This window comes from Deinococcus misasensis DSM 22328 (assembly GCF_000745915.1).
GTDB lineage: Bacteria > Deinococcota > Deinococci > Deinococcales > Deinococcaceae > Deinococcus_C > Deinococcus_C misasensis.
Window position 1 is genome coordinate 93,730 of the sequence record NZ_JQKG01000012.1, and the last position, 17,241, is coordinate 110,970.

Annotated in this window: 15 protein-coding genes; 8 read left to right on the top strand and 7 right to left on the bottom strand. The window is 55.4% G+C overall.

The features are described 5' to 3' along the window. Positions 1-88: 88 nt before the first annotated feature. A complete protein-coding gene (locus Q371_RS09760) occupies positions 89-1,150 on the bottom strand; it encodes an IS4 family transposase (protein WP_051963971.1) in 1,062 nt (353 codons plus the stop codon). Between the two features lie 404 nt (positions 1,151-1,554). Between Q371_RS09760 and Q371_RS09765 the strand changes: the two genes are divergently transcribed. Genes Q371_RS09765 through Q371_RS09780 form a run of 4 tightly spaced genes read left to right on the top strand, consistent with a single transcriptional unit; the run spans position 1,555 to position 7,066 of the window. Next, on the top strand, positions 1,555-2,955 hold the full coding sequence (locus Q371_RS09765; RefSeq protein ID WP_034339511.1) for a cytochrome ubiquinol oxidase subunit I: 1,401 nt from the start codon (positions 1,555-1,557) through the stop codon (positions 2,953-2,955). Next, on the top strand, positions 2,952-3,971 hold the full coding sequence (gene cydB / locus Q371_RS09770) for a cytochrome d ubiquinol oxidase subunit II (RefSeq protein WP_211253827.1): 1,020 nt from the start codon (positions 2,952-2,954) through the stop codon (positions 3,969-3,971). Before Q371_RS09765 ends, cydB begins: the two co-directional genes overlap by 4 nt. Position 3,972: 1 nt before the next feature. Next, entirely contained in the window at positions 3,973-5,601 is a 1,629-nt protein-coding gene (gene cydD / locus Q371_RS09775; RefSeq protein ID WP_034339516.1) for a thiol reductant ABC exporter subunit CydD, read from the top strand. Continuing rightward, positions 5,594-7,066, top strand: coding sequence for an ATP-binding cassette domain-containing protein (locus tag Q371_RS09780; protein ID WP_034339518.1), 1,473 nt, complete (start codon positions 5,594-5,596; stop codon positions 7,064-7,066). The genes cydD and Q371_RS09780 overlap by 8 nt, the downstream gene beginning before the upstream one ends. Before the next feature lie 63 nt (positions 7,067-7,129). On the opposite strand, the gene Q371_RS09785 is transcribed toward Q371_RS09780, so the two are convergent. Both Q371_RS09785 and Q371_RS09790 read right to left on the bottom strand, forming a co-directional pair. After that, positions 7,130-7,387: a cold-shock protein gene (locus tag Q371_RS09785; RefSeq protein WP_034339520.1), complete on the bottom strand. Its 258-nt coding sequence runs from the start codon at positions 7,385-7,387 to the stop codon at positions 7,130-7,132. Positions 7,388-7,580: 193 nt separating this feature from the next. Further along, positions 7,581-8,579, bottom strand: coding sequence for an endo-1,4-beta-xylanase (locus Q371_RS09790; protein WP_034339523.1), 999 nt, complete (start codon positions 8,577-8,579; stop codon positions 7,581-7,583). Between the two features lie 356 nt (positions 8,580-8,935). Here Q371_RS09790 and Q371_RS09795 point away from each other — a divergent pair, with 356 nt between their 5' ends. The 4 genes from Q371_RS09795 (at position 8,936) to Q371_RS09810 (ending at position 12,919) form a co-directional block, all read left to right on the top strand. Continuing rightward, a complete protein-coding gene (locus Q371_RS09795; RefSeq protein WP_169743824.1) occupies positions 8,936-10,570 on the top strand; it encodes a GGDEF domain-containing protein in 1,635 nt (544 codons plus the stop codon). Positions 10,571-10,648: 78 nt separating this feature from the next. Next, positions 10,649-11,647: an FAD:protein FMN transferase gene (locus tag Q371_RS09800; protein ID WP_084571364.1), complete on the top strand. Its 999-nt coding sequence runs from the start codon at positions 10,649-10,651 to the stop codon at positions 11,645-11,647. A 50-nt stretch (positions 11,648-11,697) separates the two neighbouring features. After that, the gene (locus Q371_RS09805) at positions 11,698-12,294 is read left to right on the top strand and encodes a DUF2271 domain-containing protein (protein WP_034339666.1); all 597 of its coding nucleotides are present in this window, start codon (positions 11,698-11,700) and stop codon (positions 12,292-12,294) included. Beyond that, positions 12,272-12,919 (top strand): PepSY-associated TM helix domain-containing protein, encoded by a 648-nt coding sequence (locus Q371_RS09810; RefSeq protein ID WP_245618308.1) that lies wholly within the window; start codon positions 12,272-12,274, stop codon positions 12,917-12,919. The genes Q371_RS09805 and Q371_RS09810 overlap by 23 nt, the downstream gene beginning before the upstream one ends. A 71-nt stretch (positions 12,920-12,990) precedes the next feature. Here the strand turns inward: Q371_RS09810 and Q371_RS26925 are convergent, their stop codons facing one another. From Q371_RS26925 to Q371_RS26930, 4 genes are all read right to left on the bottom strand, one after another. After that, complete coding sequence (locus Q371_RS26925; protein ID WP_157442620.1) at positions 12,991-13,137, bottom strand: hypothetical protein; 147 nt, start codon at positions 13,135-13,137, stop codon at positions 12,991-12,993. Positions 13,138-13,267: 130 nt separating this feature from the next. Then, positions 13,268-14,290, bottom strand: a complete 1,023-nt coding sequence (locus Q371_RS09815) for a LacI family DNA-binding transcriptional regulator (RefSeq protein WP_034339530.1) — start codon at positions 14,288-14,290, stop codon at positions 13,268-13,270. A 253-nt stretch (positions 14,291-14,543) separates the two neighbouring features. Next, positions 14,544-16,790 (bottom strand): carbohydrate binding domain-containing protein, encoded by a 2,247-nt coding sequence (locus Q371_RS25580; RefSeq protein ID WP_051963973.1) that lies wholly within the window; start codon positions 16,788-16,790, stop codon positions 14,544-14,546. 223 nt (positions 16,791-17,013) lie between these two features. Beyond that, the gene (locus Q371_RS26930; RefSeq protein WP_157442621.1) at positions 17,014-17,166 is read right to left on the bottom strand and encodes a hypothetical protein; all 153 of its coding nucleotides are present in this window, start codon (positions 17,164-17,166) and stop codon (positions 17,014-17,016) included. Positions 17,167-17,241 lie beyond the last annotated feature (75 nt).

Genomic DNA, 17,241 nt, shown 5'->3' on the forward strand with positions numbered 1-17,241 from the left:
GCAAAACAGCCTCCCAATGTGTTTTAAAACTGGATTGAAGACACAAAAGCATTTTACAGCAATGACCCTGTTTTCATTGTCCAGCAGCTCAGTACCCGACAAGTTTGGGGAACAAAGACTGAAGGCCGTCCAGCAAAGCATGTAGCGGTTTCTTAAATAACTCCAGCATCATCGAAATTCCCACCCGAAAGACGCTGCGGGCTAGTCGACCATGCTTCTTTTTGGGAATGATGACCTGTTTGCCCAGTTTCACCGCCCACACGAACACCACCGAGAGCAGGCAGACCAGGCGTTCCAGGTGGCGAGGATCGGTCATGTGAGTATTCTCCAGCCGAAAACCTAGCGATTTTAAGTTTTTGAAAAGACATTCGATGCAGAATCTCTCCGAATAGGGTTCGAGTAAAAGACCATCTGACACGTTAGAAATGACGATGACTTTTTCACCTTCTTCACTCAGGGTAGCCTGAACCCACACCGCAAGACCTCCGAGACGCACTGCATGGACCACCTCGCCCACTTCACCCGGTTTCAGGTTTTCAAACCAGAGTTTGGCTTGAAGGTCGTCCAGGTACATGTTTTCTCGAATTCGGATGGTAAAAGGGACACCTCGATCCAGCAGGAAAGTCAGCCAGTCCTCACCGACAAATTCCCGGTCTGCCAGCAACATGCCAATACGCTCTACCGGCAGAATCTGCAACAGGGTTTCCAGTAGATTCACTCGGGCTTCGGTGTTGCTGTTACCACCGTGGTCTAGTTGCGTCCAGCACAATGGTAAGGCGGTGCTCGTGGAGGGATGAAGCACGGCCAACATCAGGATGTTCAGCGGTGTTTGACCGAGGTCCCAATTCGTACGGTCGAGAATAAGGGTGAGCTTTTTATTGTGTGGCAGGCTGTCCAGCAAGTAGGATGCGGTGTGTTGCTGGCTGAGGGGATGGGTGGAAAAAAAGCGTTCGACCCGTCTTAACTTGGAGGTGTTTTGGGCCTCTCCTGGCAAGCGGTCAGCGATGCTTTGCTGGACGACATGTTTACCCTCTAGCGTGGCTTGCAGCATGTGACTGAAGGTGTCGAGCTGGTTTTTGCGGTAGGGAAAGTGTTCCCTGAGGAAGCGGGTTAGGGTATACTGGTTTCTGCCAGACCGGGAGTAATTCATCGCAGATTTACTGTACCAGTCTGGCTTTTCTACCGTCTAACAAAACTGTCGGGTACTGAGCCTGGGGACGTCTTCTCATCTTTTCTGTCAGGCGCTCAGGTAGTCCAACTGTATTTTTCACCGTCAATCTTGAACCTTCTTTAATTCAACACATCCGATCTGAACCGAAACTTCGAAATAGAATTCGAACCCCTTGCAATAAAAAGCAGATGCCGAATTTTCAAATGAAATACACTATCTTATATTTGATGAGCCAGTGTCAAAAACCTTCTTAGGACAAATGTCCTGCCTCGGACCATATAGATACCTCACCTTCCCCACAAATTACCAACAAATTACTGCCCATGTTACCATTGGGACACAAGACCCTACGAAAAGAAACCCTCTGGCTTTTAAATGAAGGCATGGATGAACTGCTGCTCTCCCGATGGCAATTTGGAGTGACCACCCTGTATCACTTCCTGTTTGTGCCGCTCACCCTTGGACTCTCGTTCATGGTGGCGATTTTGCACACCATCTACTACCGGACCGGCAACACCGAATACAAGACCCTCACCAAGTTTTTCGGCAAACTGTTCGTGATCAATTTCGCGCTCGGGGTGGCGACAGGCATCGTGCAAGAATTCCAGTTCGGCATGAACTGGAGCGAATACTCCCGCTTTGTGGGAGACATCTTCGGGGTGCCTCTGGCCATCGAAGCCCTGATGGCTTTCTTTCTGGAATCCACCTTTCTGGGCCTCTGGCTCTTTGGCTGGAACCGCCTGCCCAAACCCATCCACCTCCTGAGCATCTGGATGGTGGCTCTGGGGTCCACTTTCTCTGCCATCTGGATTCTGGTGGCCAACGCATGGATGCAGATGCCGGTCGGATACACCATGCAAAACGGCAAGCCCATGCTCTCAGACATCTTCGCCATCGTGATGAGCGAGCAGGTCCAGAGTCAGGTCCCCCACACCTTGGTCGGCGGATACATCACCGGCGGATTTTTCGTGCTGGGCATCAGTGCCTACCACCTGCTGCGCAAAAACCGCCCCGAGCTGTTCCAGAAGTCCTTTCAGGTGGCTTTGATTTTCAGTGCGGTGTTCTCGATCATGGCGGCCACCACCGGACACAAGCAAGCCCAGCATGTGGCGGCAAACCAGCCCATGAAGCTCGCTGCCATGGAGGCCCTGTGGAAAACCGAAGAACCGGCTTCTTTCTCCCTGTTTGCCATCATCGATCAGGAGAAAGGGGAATCCCTGCGTGAAATCAAACTGCCGATCCTGCTCAGCGTGCTGGCCCACAACAACACCACCGGCGAAGTGCGCGGCATCGAAGAACTGCAAAAAACCCTAGAGGCCAAATACGGCCCCGGAAATTACGTCCCTCCTGTGGCGATCCTGTACTGGGCTTTCCGCATCATGGTGGGTCTGGGCATGGCGTTCATTCTGCTGAGCTTGTGGGGCCTGTGGTCGTGGTGGAGGGGCACCCTGACCACCAACCGCCTGTTGCTGGGCAGTGCTCTGGTCTTGCTGTTCGGACCTTACATCGCCAACAGTGCAGGCTGGATTGTCACCGAGATGGGCCGTCAACCGTGGGTGGTGTATGGCCTGCTGAAAACCGCCGAGGGGGTCTCCCCCAACATCACCACCACTTATGTGTGGATCAGCATGATCGGGTTCACTGTGCTGTACGCCATTCTGGCTGTGGTGAATTTCATCCTGATTCGCCGTTACGCTCTGAATGTTCCCACAGACACCGAAGCCGAGCCCGAGTCTCCCACCCCACCTGTCTCGGGGGGTCGCCGCCTTGGAGAGGTGAAATGATGGACCTGCAAGCCCTGTGGTTTGTGCTGATTGCCGTGCTGTTCATCGGGTATTTCTTTCTGGAAGGCTTTGATTTCGGGGTGGGGATGCTGCTGCCCATTCTGGGACGCAACGACACCGAGAAACGGGTGATCCTGAATTCAATGGGTCCTTTCTGGGACGCCAACGAGGTGTGGATCATCACGGCAGCCGGAGCCATGTTCGCGGCCTTCCCCGAGTGGTACGCCACCCTGTTCAGCGGCTTTTACCTGCCGATGTTCCTGATCCTGATTGGCTTGATTGTGCGGATTGCTGGGATCGAGTTTAGAGGCAAAGTGCACCGCCAGAGCCGCAAGAACCTGTGTGACCTGCTGATTTTCGTGGGGTCCTTCCTGCCTGCCTTCATGTGGGGATTGATCATCACCAACATTGTGCGTGGCCTGCCGATTGATGCCAGCAAGAACATGGTGGGCGGTCTGGATGTGATTTTCCATCCTTACGCCCTGCTCGGGGGGCTGGTGGCGGTGGTGGTGTTCATTTTGCACGGGGCACTGTTCCTGACTTTGCGCACCACCGACAACGTGCGCCTGAAAGCCCACAAAGCCGCTGAAAACTTCTGGCTCCCTGCGGGAATCCTGCTGGCGGTCTTCGCATGGCTGGGACGCAGCCAGACCAACCTGTTTGATGGGATGGGTCTGGTGCCCGGAACCCTGCCTTTGCTGGCGATCCTCAGCTTCCTGATCATTCCGATTGCCCTGAAAATCAAAAACGATGGGCTGGCTTTCATCTCGGGTGGCCTGATGATCCTGTTTGCCACGGTGGTTGCCTTTGAGGGCCTCTTTCCAAACGTGATGCCCAGCAGCCTCGGGGCCGAGTACCACCTGACCATTCGAAACAGTTCCAGCAGCCCTTACACCCTGCAAGTGATGAGCATCGTGGCCGTGACTTTGCTGCCCATCGTCCTCGGGTATCAGGCCTACACCTACTGGGTGTTCCGCCAGAGGGTCACCCCGCAAACGCTTGAGGGGGGCTACTGAAGTGAACGGTTTCCTCACCCGTGCAGGCACCAGACGGCTTGCCCTGACCAGTGCCTTTTTCGCTGGACTGCATGGCCTGTTGACGTTGGCCCTGTGGTTCTGCGCTGCACGGGTGTTGACGGACCTCCTCAACCAGAAGCCTTTTGAAGTTGGGGCTCTGGTGCTGATCGGGGTGTTCTGGGCGGTTCGTGGTGCCCTCTTGCACCTGAGGGACTTTCTGGTGTTCCGCATGGCCCAGAGCATCAAAATACAGTGGCGACAGGAACTTTTTCAGGGTTTGAAACAGCAAAATCTGGACGGTGCTCAGGAAGAGACCCTTGGAAAAACCCTCAGCGTGCTGGATGAGGGCATCGAACAGGTCATGAAGTTCCACGAGCGTTTCCTGCCCGCTGCGGTGGGCAGTCCGATTCTGGCCGTCATGACTCTGGGGATGATGGTGTACCACGACTGGCTTTCCGGGGTGGTTCTGGCGGTCATGGGGCCTCTGGTGGTGGTGTTCATGGTCTTGATCGGGTACGCAGCGCAGAATTACCAGCAGCAACAATTCCGCAGCCTGAGCCGCCTGAGCACCCACTTTGTGCGGACCATGGCCAACCTGCCGATCATCCGGGCTTACGGATGGCAACAAAAACACCTTCAGGAACTCCAGAGCACCAACGCCACCTTGCGCGAACGCACCATGAAGGTGCTGCGGGTGGCTTTCCTTTCAGGATTTGTGCTGGAACTCGGGGCCACTCTGGGCACAGCGATGGTGGCGGTGGCCATTGGCATCCGGGTCTTTCAGGACGAGATGGCTTACTTCCCGGCCCTGTACGTGCTGCTGCTCACCCCAGAGTTTTTCATGGGCCTGCGCAATCTGGGCAGCGAACACCACGCTTTCATGGAAGCAAAAGCCGTTCTGCCAGAAGTGCTTGCCTTGCAAAAAGCTGTCCCTGAAAAGTCTGGGCGTCAGGATGTGCTGCAAACAGCCCCTGAAATTCAGGTCAAGGACCTCCGTGTGGATGTGGGCAGTGGAACCCTGCTGGACCATGTGGGTTTTTCCGTGCCTTCAGGCGGGATTTTAAACCTCTCTGGCCCGAGTGGATCAGGGAAAACCACGCTGGTCGGGGTCCTGCTGGGCCTCAGGACCCCTCAGGCTGGAGAAGTGCGCCTGAACGGTTGCCCCATTGAGGACATCCACCCAGAGCACCTGAGAAAACAGGTGATTTACCTGTCCCAGCATCCAGTGTTCATCTCTGGCACGGTTCGGGACAACCTGAAAGCTGCATGGGAAAAGGCCACCGACCTTGAACTGACAGACGCCCTGCAAAAAGCCCGCTTGTGGGATGCCTTGCAGCAACGGGGTGGCCTTGACCTGACCCTCAGCGAAGGGGCCTTGAACCTCTCGGCAGGGGAACGGGCAAGGCTGGCTCTGGCAAGGGCTTTCCTGAAGCCTGCCACCTTGCTGGTTCTGGATGAACCGACCGCCCATCTGGACCTGACCACCGAGCAACACCTGAAGCCCGTCATCCAGAGCCTGATGCAGGGCAAAACCACCGTGCTGATCACCCACCGCAAAGGGTTATCGTTCAAAGGTGCTGTACAACTTGATCTCGGGAAAGCGCTGCAAAAGGAGGCCATCCATGGGTAATGTGATTCTGGCGGTCATGAGCAGTGTCCTGATGGCCCTTTTAGGGGTGGGTCTGATGACCTCCAGCGGATACCTGCTCTCCAGAGCGTGGGAACGCCCCGAGACGATTTTGCTGTTGATGCCCATCGTAACCACCGTGCGGTTTTTCGGGATTGGGCGGGCAGCGTTGCGTTATGCAGAACGGTTGATGTCCCATGAAGTCACCTTGCAGCGCATCGAAACCACCCGTTTGCAGGTGATGCGGTCTTTTCTGGTGAACTCCACCTACCGTTTGCTGGGCAAAGAACGGCACGATCAACTGGAAAGCATCCGGCGCGACACCGAAATCCTGCAAAACCGCTTTCTGACCGTCACCCTGCCTGCGGTGGTGGTCTGGACGGTGACGGTGCTCGGTGGGGTTGGGCTGTTTTTGATTGTGGGCACTCAGGGTGCCTTGCTCTGGTCTGGTGTGGCCTTTTTGATGCTGGTGGTTTTGCCCTTCTGGATCAGAAGAAATCTGTTTCCTCTGGCCCAGAGCCTGCAAACCCTCAGGCACCAGAGAAGCCAGCAGCACCGCTTGCAGCTGGCCCACAAAATCGAACTTCGCTTTCTGAATTTGCCTCTGGAACAGCAAACCGAAACCCTTGATGCCCAGATCCGCATGCTGGAAGTGCAGATCAAGCGGGTGCAAACCACCGCTCTGGTGGTCCGTGAACTGGCACTGGGAGGCACGCTGGCCTTTTTGCTGTGGCAGATTGCCCTCTCGCAGGTGCCAGAGGTGTGGATGGCAGGCCTCTGGTTGGGTCTGGTGGCTGCCAGTGATGTGCAGGTGGCTTTCCTGAACAGTGTCACCGAGCAGGTGAAAGTGACTTTGATCCGGTTGCCAGAGCCTGCTCCTGAACAGCTTCAAACGGCACCCACAGGTGAAACCCTTGCCTTTGTTTTGCCCTCTGGAGCACAGGTGACTGTGAAACCCGGCGACCGCATCCTGATCACTGGCCCGAGTGGAGCGGGAAAAAGCACCCTCTTTGAAAAACTGCTGGGGTTCCGACCTCTGGAAGCCAGAGAAGCCACACTGGACGGGCAAGACCTTTCTGGAAACACCTCCAGAGGCGAACTGTTTGCATGGGCACCGCAAGAGCCTTACCTGCTGGACGCCTCTTTACAGGAAAACCTCGGGGGGTTTGATGAACGGCTGGTCCAGCAACTGGATTTACCAGAAGACCTTGCCCCTGAAACCCTGCTGGGAGAGGGAGGACGCAACCTCTCTGGGGGCGAAAAAGCCCGCCTGCAACTTTTGAGGGCTTTGCTGCGCCCTTCCCCGTTTCTGCTGCTGGATGAACCCACCGCCCACCTCGATGCGCGCACCGCAGCCCGAACCCTCAAAGCTCTGGACCAGAGCGCTGGAAAACGGGCCGTGGTGGTGATCACCCATGAACCCGAGGGTTTCGGTCCCCAGTGGAAACGCGTTGAATTTGCGCTCTGATGGGTCAGCAAAACAGCACAAAAAAACCCGGTCTTGAAGACCGGGTTTTGAAGTTTCAGGTGCTTACCAGCGGGATTGGCGCTGGGGACGGCTGTTGCCGCTCTCGGGGGCAGCTTTGGTCACCACAATGTTTTTGGCTTGTGGGCCTTTGCCGCGTTGGCCTTCTTCAACTTCGAATTCAACTTCGTCGCCTTCGTTGAGCTTGCGGAAGCCCTGGCTCTTAATGGCACTGTAATGGGCGAACACGTCGGGGTTGCCGGGGTGCTCGATGAATCCAAATCCTTTTTCTGCGTTAAACCACTTGACTCGACCTACTGGCATACTTTGCTCCTCTACCTTCCAAATAAAACAGGCCCACAATCTAAACCTTGTGCGCCCATCCGGTGTTGCGTACTTGGAAGTTACGGTCATTATCTCTGAAAGCGTTCCCTCGAAATGAACCATTGCTTACAAATGGCCCCCGGAAACCGCTCACCGTGGGCCATTTGGCTTATGGGTCAGACTTTCGAAACTTTCATTTCCCCTGCAAGGCTTCCTGAACAGCAAAATATGCTGGGTTGGGCTTGAAGAAAGCGTCCCACATCAAGGGAGATCCAGCTTTCAGCCACGATTGCCCGTCCGTCACACCCCACACGATGAATGTGGTGCAGTTCTTGGCCTGCAAGCAGACATTCACCACATCTTTGTACAGTTTGGCTGTGGCTGCATTGCGCTCTGCCACAGTGCCCATGAATCCGGTGGTTCGCACATCAAATTCGGTGATGTGCACCTCCAACCCGAGGCCTTCAAGGCGTTTCATGTTCTGCTGGATTTCCGTGATGCTGGGCGGGGCCACCAGCGTCAGGTGCATTTGCATGCCCACCCCATCGATGGGGACCCCATCGGCCTTGAGTTTTTTGACCATCTCAAAAATGTCGTTGGATTTGCGGTTCATGGTTTCGCTGTTGTAGTCGTTGTAAAACAGCTTGGCGTTGGGGTCGGCTTCTCTGGCATACCGGAAAGCCCTCGCAATGAAATCGTCCCCGAGGGTTCTGCGCCACAGGGTGTCCCTCATGCCTCCCGAGTCAGAGATGGCTTCATTGACCACATCCCACGCGTAAACCCTGCCTTTGTAATGGCTGGCCACCGTCTGGATGTGGTTTTTCATGACCTCTTCCAGTTCATCTTTGCCGAAGTTGCCGTCCGTCATCCATTTGGGGACCTGTTCGTGCCAGAGCAGGGTGTGCCCACGCAGTTTCATGTTGTTCTTCTGGGCATAACTGGAAAGCAAATCTCCGAGGGCAAAATTGAATTCTCCCCTCTGGGGCTGGCTGGCGTCCATCTTCATGGCGTTTTCGGCAACCACCACGTTGAAGTCTTTTTCAAGGATGTCGGTGTAATCGGGGTTGTCCATGAGTTGGAACATGTTGATGGCTGCGCCCACATCCAGATTTCGCGGTGCTGCCAGATCTTTGAGGCCCTGTGCGGATGACGTTCCAATCAAGAGGCCAAGCAGGATGAGCTGGTTTTTCATGGGATCCTTTCTGGTGGATCTTTTTCGAAGAACACACCGTCTCTGGAAGGTTTGAGGGAACCTCCCGGAAATGTTTTGCTGTGATGTTTGACTTCAGTATTTGTGTCTGGGACATGGAAATCAAGGGCCTTTCAAAAAGCAAAGCCTCTGAAAAAACCGGTCAAAGAAAAGACTGTCTGTCACAGGGAACTCTGGAAAAGGCCACAAAAATGAAAATTTTTTCTACACTGGGTTTAAAAATCACAGGCAGATGAGAGCTGTCAGAAATCGGTAACACCATCAGGCCTATGCTGTACAACATCTGAAACGGGATGTTTTTCGTCTGAAACGTGAGCCTTTCCAGAATGAGGTCCCCTGTGCTGAAGTTGAATCCAGACCGTCTGCAAACTTTCAAATGGGCAGGGTTGTTTGTGCTGGGAGGGCTGGGCCTGGCTTTTCCCGGAAACCACCAGAGCTGGCTCTGGACCTTGCCCTTGCTGGTGGTGCTGGTGGCCTTCGTGAACACCCCCATCACCCTGAACTGGGGTCTCGGGAAACTGGGGGTGATCCTGTTCAGCGTGGCTCAGGTGGCCTTTTTTCTGGATGTTCCGGTGGTCGGACACCTGCTGAACCTGCTGGCCTACGGCCTGTGGGGGGTGCAACTGTTCAGGCAGGACGAAAAGTGGCGCTCTGGCATGGCCCTCAGCGTGTACCTGCCGATGCTGCTCGGGGTGCTGGCCACCCTGACCCTGCTGCCAGAGGTCCACTGGACCGCGCTGTACCCTGTGCTGGACCTCATGCTGCTGGGTCTGGCCCTGCCTTCCATCCAGTCGTTCATTGAAGGGCGCACCAGTCTGGGCAGGTCCATCTGGATTGTGGCTTTGCTGGGACTCTTGATCACCCACCTGACCGAAACGTTCATGGTAGAGCCCGAGCGGACCATTCCAGATGGGTTGCTGATTTACACCCTGATCTGTGCAGCGCTCGCCTCTGGGGTGCGTCTGGAAGAGGCCCGACATCGGGACAGCTTGACCCCCATCACCGCTTCATTGTTTGTGCTGCTGGTGGTGCAGCAACAGGAAGTGCCACAACCCCTCAGCATCCTGATTTTTTACGGGGTGTTTCTGGGCATCGGGGCTCTGGTGCTGGCCTTGCGCAACCACCAGAAACTGGCCCAGAGGCAATTCCTCAGCTTCAACAATGCCCTCTTGTCCATGCTGGAACAGCGCAACCAGCAGCAAAACTTCCAACTGGAAGAACTGTCCGAGAGCCTGCTGCACAACATCCAGCACATTGTTCCCGAATTGGTCGGTTTGCGCTTTGACACCGAAGAACCCCTCCTGATGGGCCAGAGCACCACCGTCCAGCGTGAAGAAAAAGTTTATCTGGAGGGCAGACCCTCTTGCCGGGTGACTTTCTATTTCAGCGAGGTACCCGCCCAGCAGCACGCTCTGGAAACCTCGGTGCAGGCTGCAAAGTACGTGATTCAGTACGCAGCACGGCAACACGCCATGCAAGCCCAACTGAATGTGGACCCCCTGACCGGAGCGAGCAACCAGAGGGCCGTCCCAGCCATCGTGAACCGTTATGAAAGCCTGTCCAGCAGACAGCAATTGCCTGTCACGGTGTGCCTGCTGGATCTGGACCACTTTCGCAAAATCAACGAGAAGAATGGCCACGAGGTGGGAGACCGGGCACTGAAACTGATCTCCACCCTGATCCGCAAACAATTGCGTGGCGAAGACGACATGGTGCGCTGGGGCAACGATGAATTCATGGTGTTCCTGTACAACTGCACCCCAGAGCAGGCGCAGGGCATCCTGAACCGCGTCCGGCAGAAAATGCGCCTGTTCAGTCAGGACCGACTCGGGTTTGCAGTGGGTTTTTCGGTGGGGGTGGCCGGGGGAACCGTGCAACTTCAGGGCGACCTGAACAAGTGGATGCTCAGTGCCGATCTGCTCTTGCTGGAAGCCAAAGCACGGGGCCGCAACCAGACCCTCTCGGGGACTTGAAATGACCGTAACCGCTTTTTAACCCGAGAAAACTAGACTTCCCCCTGAGAAGCACAGGCCTTTTCAGGGGGAGTTTCGATGGGCACACCTGCACAATCATTGTGGTTGAACCGGTTTCTGGACCGCTGGTCGTGGACCTCACGCCAGAGAACCCACCATCTGGAACAGCATTATGAAGGGGTTTTGGGCACCGACCTGCACCTGCACATTGTGGCCCCCTCTGCAAAGGATGCCCGGTTTGCAGAAACCCAGATGCTGCTGGAAATTGAGCGTCTGGAAAACATCTACAGCCGTTTTCTGGCAGACAGTGAACTGAACCTCTGGCAAAGTTCCAGAGCCACATGGCTTGATGTGTCAGAAGACCTCCTCTGGCTCCTCTCTGAGGGTCTGTTCTGGATGGAAATGACCTCAAAGGCTTTTCATCCGGGGGTGGATGCTTTGACCCAGCTTTGGAAAACCGCAGCACAACAGGGCTGTCCACCAGAGCCATCCGCCATTCAGGAGACCCTGAACGCACTCACCCAGCCCATGTGGGAGGCGGAGGGCCACAAAGCCCGCAAGCTTACCCCTTTGCCCCTGAACTTCAATGGGTTTGCCAAAGGGAGGATTGTGGATCTGGCCTGTGAAAAAGCCTTCCAGAGTCCCCGTGTGGAATCGGTGCTGGTGAACATCGGAGGGGACCTGAGGCACCTCGGGCACAGGGGGGTGCAGGTGGATGTGGCCCATCCTTTTGCAAAGGCCGACAACCTGCCGCCGTTTTGCCGCCTGAAGCTGCAAGGCCAGGGCTTTGCCACCAGTGGAAACACCCATCGGGGCTTTCAGGTGGGTGAAGCGTGGCATTCCCATCTGATTCACCCAACCTCTGGTTGGCCGGTTTCCGAAGTGGTGGGGGTGTCGGTGCTTGCATCAGACAGTGCCACTGCGGATGTGCTGGCCACCGCCTTCAGTGTGCTTCCCGTGGCCGAAAGCCTGTCTCTGGCAGACCAACTGCCCGGAGTGGGATGCCTGTTGGTTCGTGAAGACCAGCAAGCCTTCAGCAATGCCCTCTGGAAACAACATGTGCTTCCTGATCCGTGAACTTTTTCCTCCGTCCTCCTTTCCCTGTCCTTTCTTCCCGAGGTGATCCCATGAGTGAACCAAAATCCCGTTACCTTTCCCGCCGAAACTTCCTGACCCGCAGTGCCGCTCTGGCATCCACCCTTTTGGTAGGACGCATGGCGTTTGCCCAGAGCGCCACCAAAAACAGCAAGTTCAACGATGATCTGGAAATGGCCATCAGCTTTGAACTGGAACAACCCTCTGGTGGGCGTTACAACCGTCCTTATGTGGCGGTGTGGATCGAGAACGAGAGCGGTTATCCGGTGCGCACGGTCAGTTTGTGGATGCTGACTTCTGCCAAAGGCATGCGCTGGGTGCGTGACCTGCGCCGTTGGGCACAGGGAGAAGCCACCCGTCAGGCCAAAGATGGGGGCGATCTGGTCGCCACTGTTTCCAGTCCGACCCGCAATGCAGGCAAGTACACGGTGGTCTGGGACGGCAAAAACGACAAGAAAGCGCTGGTCGATCAGGGAGACTACTACATCTGTGTGGAAGAGGCCCGAGAACACGGCCCTTACCAGTTGGTCCGCAAAAAAGTCACCATCGGCAACAGTCCAGCCAAACAAAGTCTGGGCTCGGATGGCGAGCTGAAGGATGTGTCCATTGAGCTCCGCAAGAGAAAATAACCCTCCAGCCAAAACCGGGGCTGCACGCAAAGCCCGTCCCCTCAAGACCAGAACCTATGGCCTTTTCCGCTGGCTGCACGTGTACATTTCGATGTTCAGTTTGCTGATTGTGCTGTTCTTCTCGGTGACTGGCATCACCCTGAACCATCCCGATTGGGTGTTCGGCAACGTGGAAACCCGGCAGGAGTACTCTGGAACCCTCCCAGAGGGCTGGAAAACCGGAAATCAGGTGAACTGGCTGAAGGTGGTGGAACACGTGCGGGCCACCCACAACGTCAAGGGCAGTGTGGCCGATGACGGTTACCAGAGTGACGAGCAGCAGGCTTCGGTGGCTTTCCATGGACCCGGTTATGCTGCCGATGTCTTCATCGAGATGGGCACCGGAAAATACACCGTCAACGTGGATGCACAGGGGGCCGTGGCGGTCATGAACGACCTGCACAAAGGACGGGACACCAGCCCCCTCTGGAAATGGGTGATTGACCTCTCCGCAGGTTTCCTGACGCTGGTTTCCCTGACCGGTCTGGGTTTGCTGATTTTCCTCAAGAAAATCCGTCCAGCAGGACTGATCACCGCTGCTGCAGGGGGCGTTCTGGTGCTGCTCCTGATGCGTCTGGCCTCTTGAAGCCCTGACTGAACCATCAACGAAAGACCCCCTGAGGTTTCAGGGGGTCTTGAAGTTTGCAGTGTGCAAAATCAGGGGTCTTTCCGACTGTACCGTTCTTGCCTCATCTGGTGCACCGAGGGCCTCTGGTGGAGTTCAGGTGGGTTGGTGATGCGGTACAACAGGTAAATGCTGGCCACCAGCAGAAGCATGATCACTGAGAGAATCAACCAATCCATGACGTCACCTTATCAGCCAGAGGGTTGCATTCAGGTTGTCTTCAGTTCAGATTTTGTAATGAGGCACAAATTCCAACTTTTCCACTTTTGACACGTCATTTGCGGCAGATAAAGTCAAACAAATTGGCCTTCATTTCTCTGGTTTTCCTGTGGAGTTGCGGACCACCAGTTCCACCGGAAGCATCATCCTTTGACCCGGCAAAGCGTCCCCATCGGTGAGGGAAATGATCAGGTTGATGGCCGTTTCTCCAAGCTGGTACAGCGGTTGCCGGATGGTGGTGAGGCGCGGATGCACCCAGTTGGCCATCGGGATGTCATCGAAGCCCACCAGAGACACATCCTCGGGGATCCTGAGGCCCCTGCGACCTGCAGCTTCCATCACACCAAAAGCCATGGCGTCTGAAATGGCAAAAATGGCAGTGGGAGGCTCTGGAAGGTCCAGCAAGCGCTCGGCAGCCTGAAAACCGCTGGGCTGGGAGTAGTCCCCGTGCACCATCAGGTCAGGATCAATGGGCAAACCGTTTTCCCTGAGCACCTCCTGATAACCAGAGAGGCGTTCCAGATGGGCTCTGGAATAGGTTCCACCCACAAAAGCAATCCGTTTGTGCCCGAGGTCCACCAGATGCTGGGTGCCCAGCCTGCCTCCGGTGTGGTTGTCCACATCAATGGAAGGCAAAGGGGTTTCGATGAGGCCGTGGTCCAGCGTGATCACTGGAATGTGGGTGTCTTGCAAGAAAGACAGGTAGGTCTGTTCGGCTCTGGGCAAAAGCACCAGAATCCCATCGGCAAGGCCAGTGGCCAGAGCCTGAATGCGCCGGAGTTCCCGTTCTTCGTCGTCGCTGGTGGTGCAGACCAGCAAATCCCAGTGCTGACGGTCTGCAGCATCCCCAGCACCACGCAGAATTTCACCGATGTACAGGGTGTAATTGGAGTTCAATTTGGGCACCACCAGACCAATGGTGCGGGTGCGCCCGGAAGCCAGGTTGCGGGCCGAACGGTTGGCCACATATCCGGTTTCCTGAATCACTTCCAGAATGCGTTGCCGGGTGTCCTCTGCCACGCCTTTCTTTCCATTGATGACGTTGGACACGGTCATTTTTGAAACTCCAGCAATGCGGGCAATTTCACTGAGGGTGATGGCAGGTTTGGTCATGGGATTCCTCTTGCAGATTGGCTTGCCAGAACAGGCTGGAGATTGAACGGAGCATACAAAAAAGCTTGATGTTGTGCTGATTGTTACTGTACACAATTTGAAGACCCAAAAAGCATTTTCTGCTTGCTCAAACACCACCCGATCCAAAACCTGTATATGGGAGATGCTCTGGCTTGATCGTGTTCAGCTCTGGTGGGCTTTCCTCAGCAAAAAGTCCCGGAAATGTTCCGGGACTTTGAAGCTCTGGAGAAACTCAGGGGTTCTGAACCAGTTTGAAGTCGTCAAAGATCAGGTCGTAACTGTCTCCTGCTTGCCCAACAGCTTCCAGAATCTGCAGCATGGCAGCGTAATTGGTGACTGGAGCAGTGAAGGTGTAGCTGAATGTTTGAGGTGTGGTGGTCAGGTTGGCTTTGGCATCAAGGTACCTCTGGTAACTGCCACCTTTTTCACCCACAATCACCGGAACGCTGATGTTTTTGGAAGCCGAACCGGTGAAGGTCAGGGTGTAAGACTTGCCAGAGAACACCGGAACGTTTTCCTGCATGAACTGGATGTGCCAGTCGTTGGCAGGATCCACGTGGGCCACTGCAAGTTTGAACTTGCCATCCACAATGCTGTTGACCACACCGTTGTTGCCATTTTCCCAGAAGGACCAGTAGTCAGAGCCTGCCACACCACCAATGCCGGGAGCAGCGGGGTCGGTTGCAGAGAAATCACCGTTGTAAATCAGGTTGCCATCGGCCTTGGGTTGACGGATGGCGATGTCGCCCACCGCTTTCACGGACACGTTGTCAATCCAGACGGTGTTGGTTCCAGCATTGCCAAGGTTGAATTCCAGTCTTGCAGCAGCATCGCTGGTGGCCAGCATGTCAAATTTCAGGGTTTTGCGTTCTTTGGTGGTGCCCACAGCCACGGTCTGCTCACCCGAGTAAGCAGCGTATCCACGGTCGGGACCGCCACCCACTTTGACCATGATGTTGCGGGCAGCACTGGCCCAGATGTCAAAGCTGACTTCGTACTTCTTGAGGTTCTGGATGTTGATGCCGTCCTGACGGACCTGCACACCGTAGCTCACGGTGCCAGGTTTGGTGATGTCCACTTTCAGGGCTTTGCCGTTGGCAGCATCGTTGGAGAAAGCCATGGCAGCATCGTCGGTGTTGTAAGAGGTCCAGAAGTGCGATTGATCTGCTCCGGCAAGGGTGGTGGTGGTGGCGTCAATGCGTGGATCGTTGGCAGCCCAGTCGAAAGAAGGGTTGTAAATCAAGTTGCCATCTTCCAGAGGGGGACGTGCAGGTTTGGGCGTCCATGGGTAGGTCATGTCTGGACGGGGACCGGGGTTGCGGTTTTCATCAGGCAGAGACCAGACTTTGACGTAATCCACCAGCATTTCGGCTTTGGTTGGGGTGTTGGCATCGGGGTTGCCATCGAAGTTTCCGCCCACAGCCAGGTTGAGCAACAGGTAGAAAGGCTTGTCAAAAGGTGCAGGCCAGGCGTTCAGGTCTGCGTCGCTCTTGGGTGGGTTGGCTTTGGAGCTCCACCACTGGGTGCGGGTGGCAGCCAGTTTGCCGTCCACAAACCATTTGATTTCGTTGGAACGCCACTCAAGGGTGTAGGTGTGCCACTCGTCAATGCGTCCAGCATTGGGGAACTCGAACTCCTCACCAGAGTAGACGTTGTTGGGCCACATGCCCCCGTAGTGGATGGTGTGGGCCACTTTGCCGGGTTTGCTGCCCCAGGCTTCCATGATGTCGATTTCACCGTTGGCGGCCCAGGTGCCGTAGGGGTTGTCTGGTTGGTCCTCGGGCAGCATCCAGATGGCGGGCCAGAGGCCTTTTCCAGCAGGCAATTTTGCACGGATCTCAAATTTGCCGTAAGTGCGGCTGAATTTCCCAGCAGTGCGGATGCGCCCCGAGGTCCAGGTGAAATCCTGCATGGTGCCGTTGGCATCGCCTTTGTAGTTCTCTTTGAGGGCTGTGATCACCAGGTTGCCATCTTTGAGGCTGACGTTCTGGGCACGGTCGGTGTAGTATTCCAGTTCGTTGTTGCCCCACCCTGCAACATATCCGGCACCAGAGCCGAAACCGTTGCCAAGCTGGTAACCCCATTTGGTGGTGTCGAGGGCTGCACCATCAAAGTTGTCTTCCCAGAGCGCGGTGGAAACCGTGACAGAAACGGGAGCAGAGGTGGTGACTTGATCTGCAGTGTCGTACACCTTGGCCGTGAAGGTGGTGTCGGTGGTGATGGTGCTGTCAACACTGTAGGGAGCTGTGGTGTCGGTGGCAAATGGGGTTGCACCGCCATTGTAGAACTCGACTTTTTTGATGCCTTTGTCGTCTTTGACGGTGGCGGTCAGGGTGACTTTGCCTCCGCCTTTGGGCAGTGAGGTGGGTGTGGCATCCAGAGTGATGGTGGGCTTGGTGTCGGGTTTGGTGCTGGTTCCGCACGCCACCAGTGCCAGTGTGAGCCCGAGTCCAAACATGATTTGGGTTTTGCGTTTCACGTGTTCCTCCCCTGTGTCATGTTGCAGACACGATGATCTGCCCACGACAGAGCCAAAAACTTTACCGGTAAAATTTGCAGACCAGACCACCACATGTGGAAACCCTGCGCCAGAGGACCACAGACCTTTAGCGGTAAAATTGTTTTGCTATGCAGTCATGGTAAGGAGCAATGAGAGCGTTTTCAAGACCCCCACCACAAACCCAGCTTTACCGGTCCACAATTCACAACCCCAAAACCCAAAAATCACGCCGGATTGCAGGAATTTCTCTTTTACCGGTAAATGAAAAGGCTTTTTGTCTTGCCCCTTTCCCTGCCATCAAGCGACGCCTTTTGAAGTTTGAACTGTCAAAATCAGCTTCAGAAATCAAAACCATCAATCACAATTCTTCTGGTGTTCCATTTGGCCTAAGGCAGATGCACCATTTGGCTTAGAGCCACCACCCTGCCTG

Bases quoted from the DNA above. Each gene is read 5' to 3' on its own strand.
- Q371_RS09760 (WP_051963971.1), bottom strand. From the start codon at position 1,150: ATGAATTACTCCCGGTCTGGCAGAAACCAGTATACCCTAACCCGCTTC.
- Q371_RS09765 (WP_034339511.1), top strand. From the start codon at position 1,555: ATGGATGAACTGCTGCTCTCCCGATGGCAATTTGGAGTGACCACCCTG.
- cydB (WP_211253827.1), top strand. From the start codon at position 2,952: ATGATGGACCTGCAAGCCCTGTGGTTTGTGCTGATTGCCGTGCTGTTC.
- Q371_RS09780 (WP_034339518.1), top strand. From the start codon at position 5,594: ATGGGTAATGTGATTCTGGCGGTCATGAGCAGTGTCCTGATGGCCCTT.
- Q371_RS09785 (WP_034339520.1), bottom strand. From the start codon at position 7,387: ATGCCAGTAGGTCGAGTCAAGTGGTTTAACGCAGAAAAAGGATTTGGA.
- Q371_RS09790 (WP_034339523.1), bottom strand. From the start codon at position 8,579: ATGAAAAACCAGCTCATCCTGCTTGGCCTCTTGATTGGAACGTCATCC.
- Q371_RS09800 (WP_084571364.1), top strand. From the start codon at position 10,649: ATGGGCACACCTGCACAATCATTGTGGTTGAACCGGTTTCTGGACCGC.
- Q371_RS09805 (WP_034339666.1), top strand. From the start codon at position 11,698: ATGAGTGAACCAAAATCCCGTTACCTTTCCCGCCGAAACTTCCTGACC.
- Q371_RS26925 (WP_157442620.1), bottom strand. From the start codon at position 13,137: ATGGATTGGTTGATTCTCTCAGTGATCATGCTTCTGCTGGTGGCCAGC.
- Q371_RS09815 (WP_034339530.1), bottom strand. From the start codon at position 14,290: ATGACCAAACCTGCCATCACCCTCAGTGAAATTGCCCGCATTGCTGGA.
- Q371_RS26930 (WP_157442621.1), bottom strand. From the start codon at position 17,166: ATGGTTTTGATTTCTGAAGCTGATTTTGACAGTTCAAACTTCAAAAGG.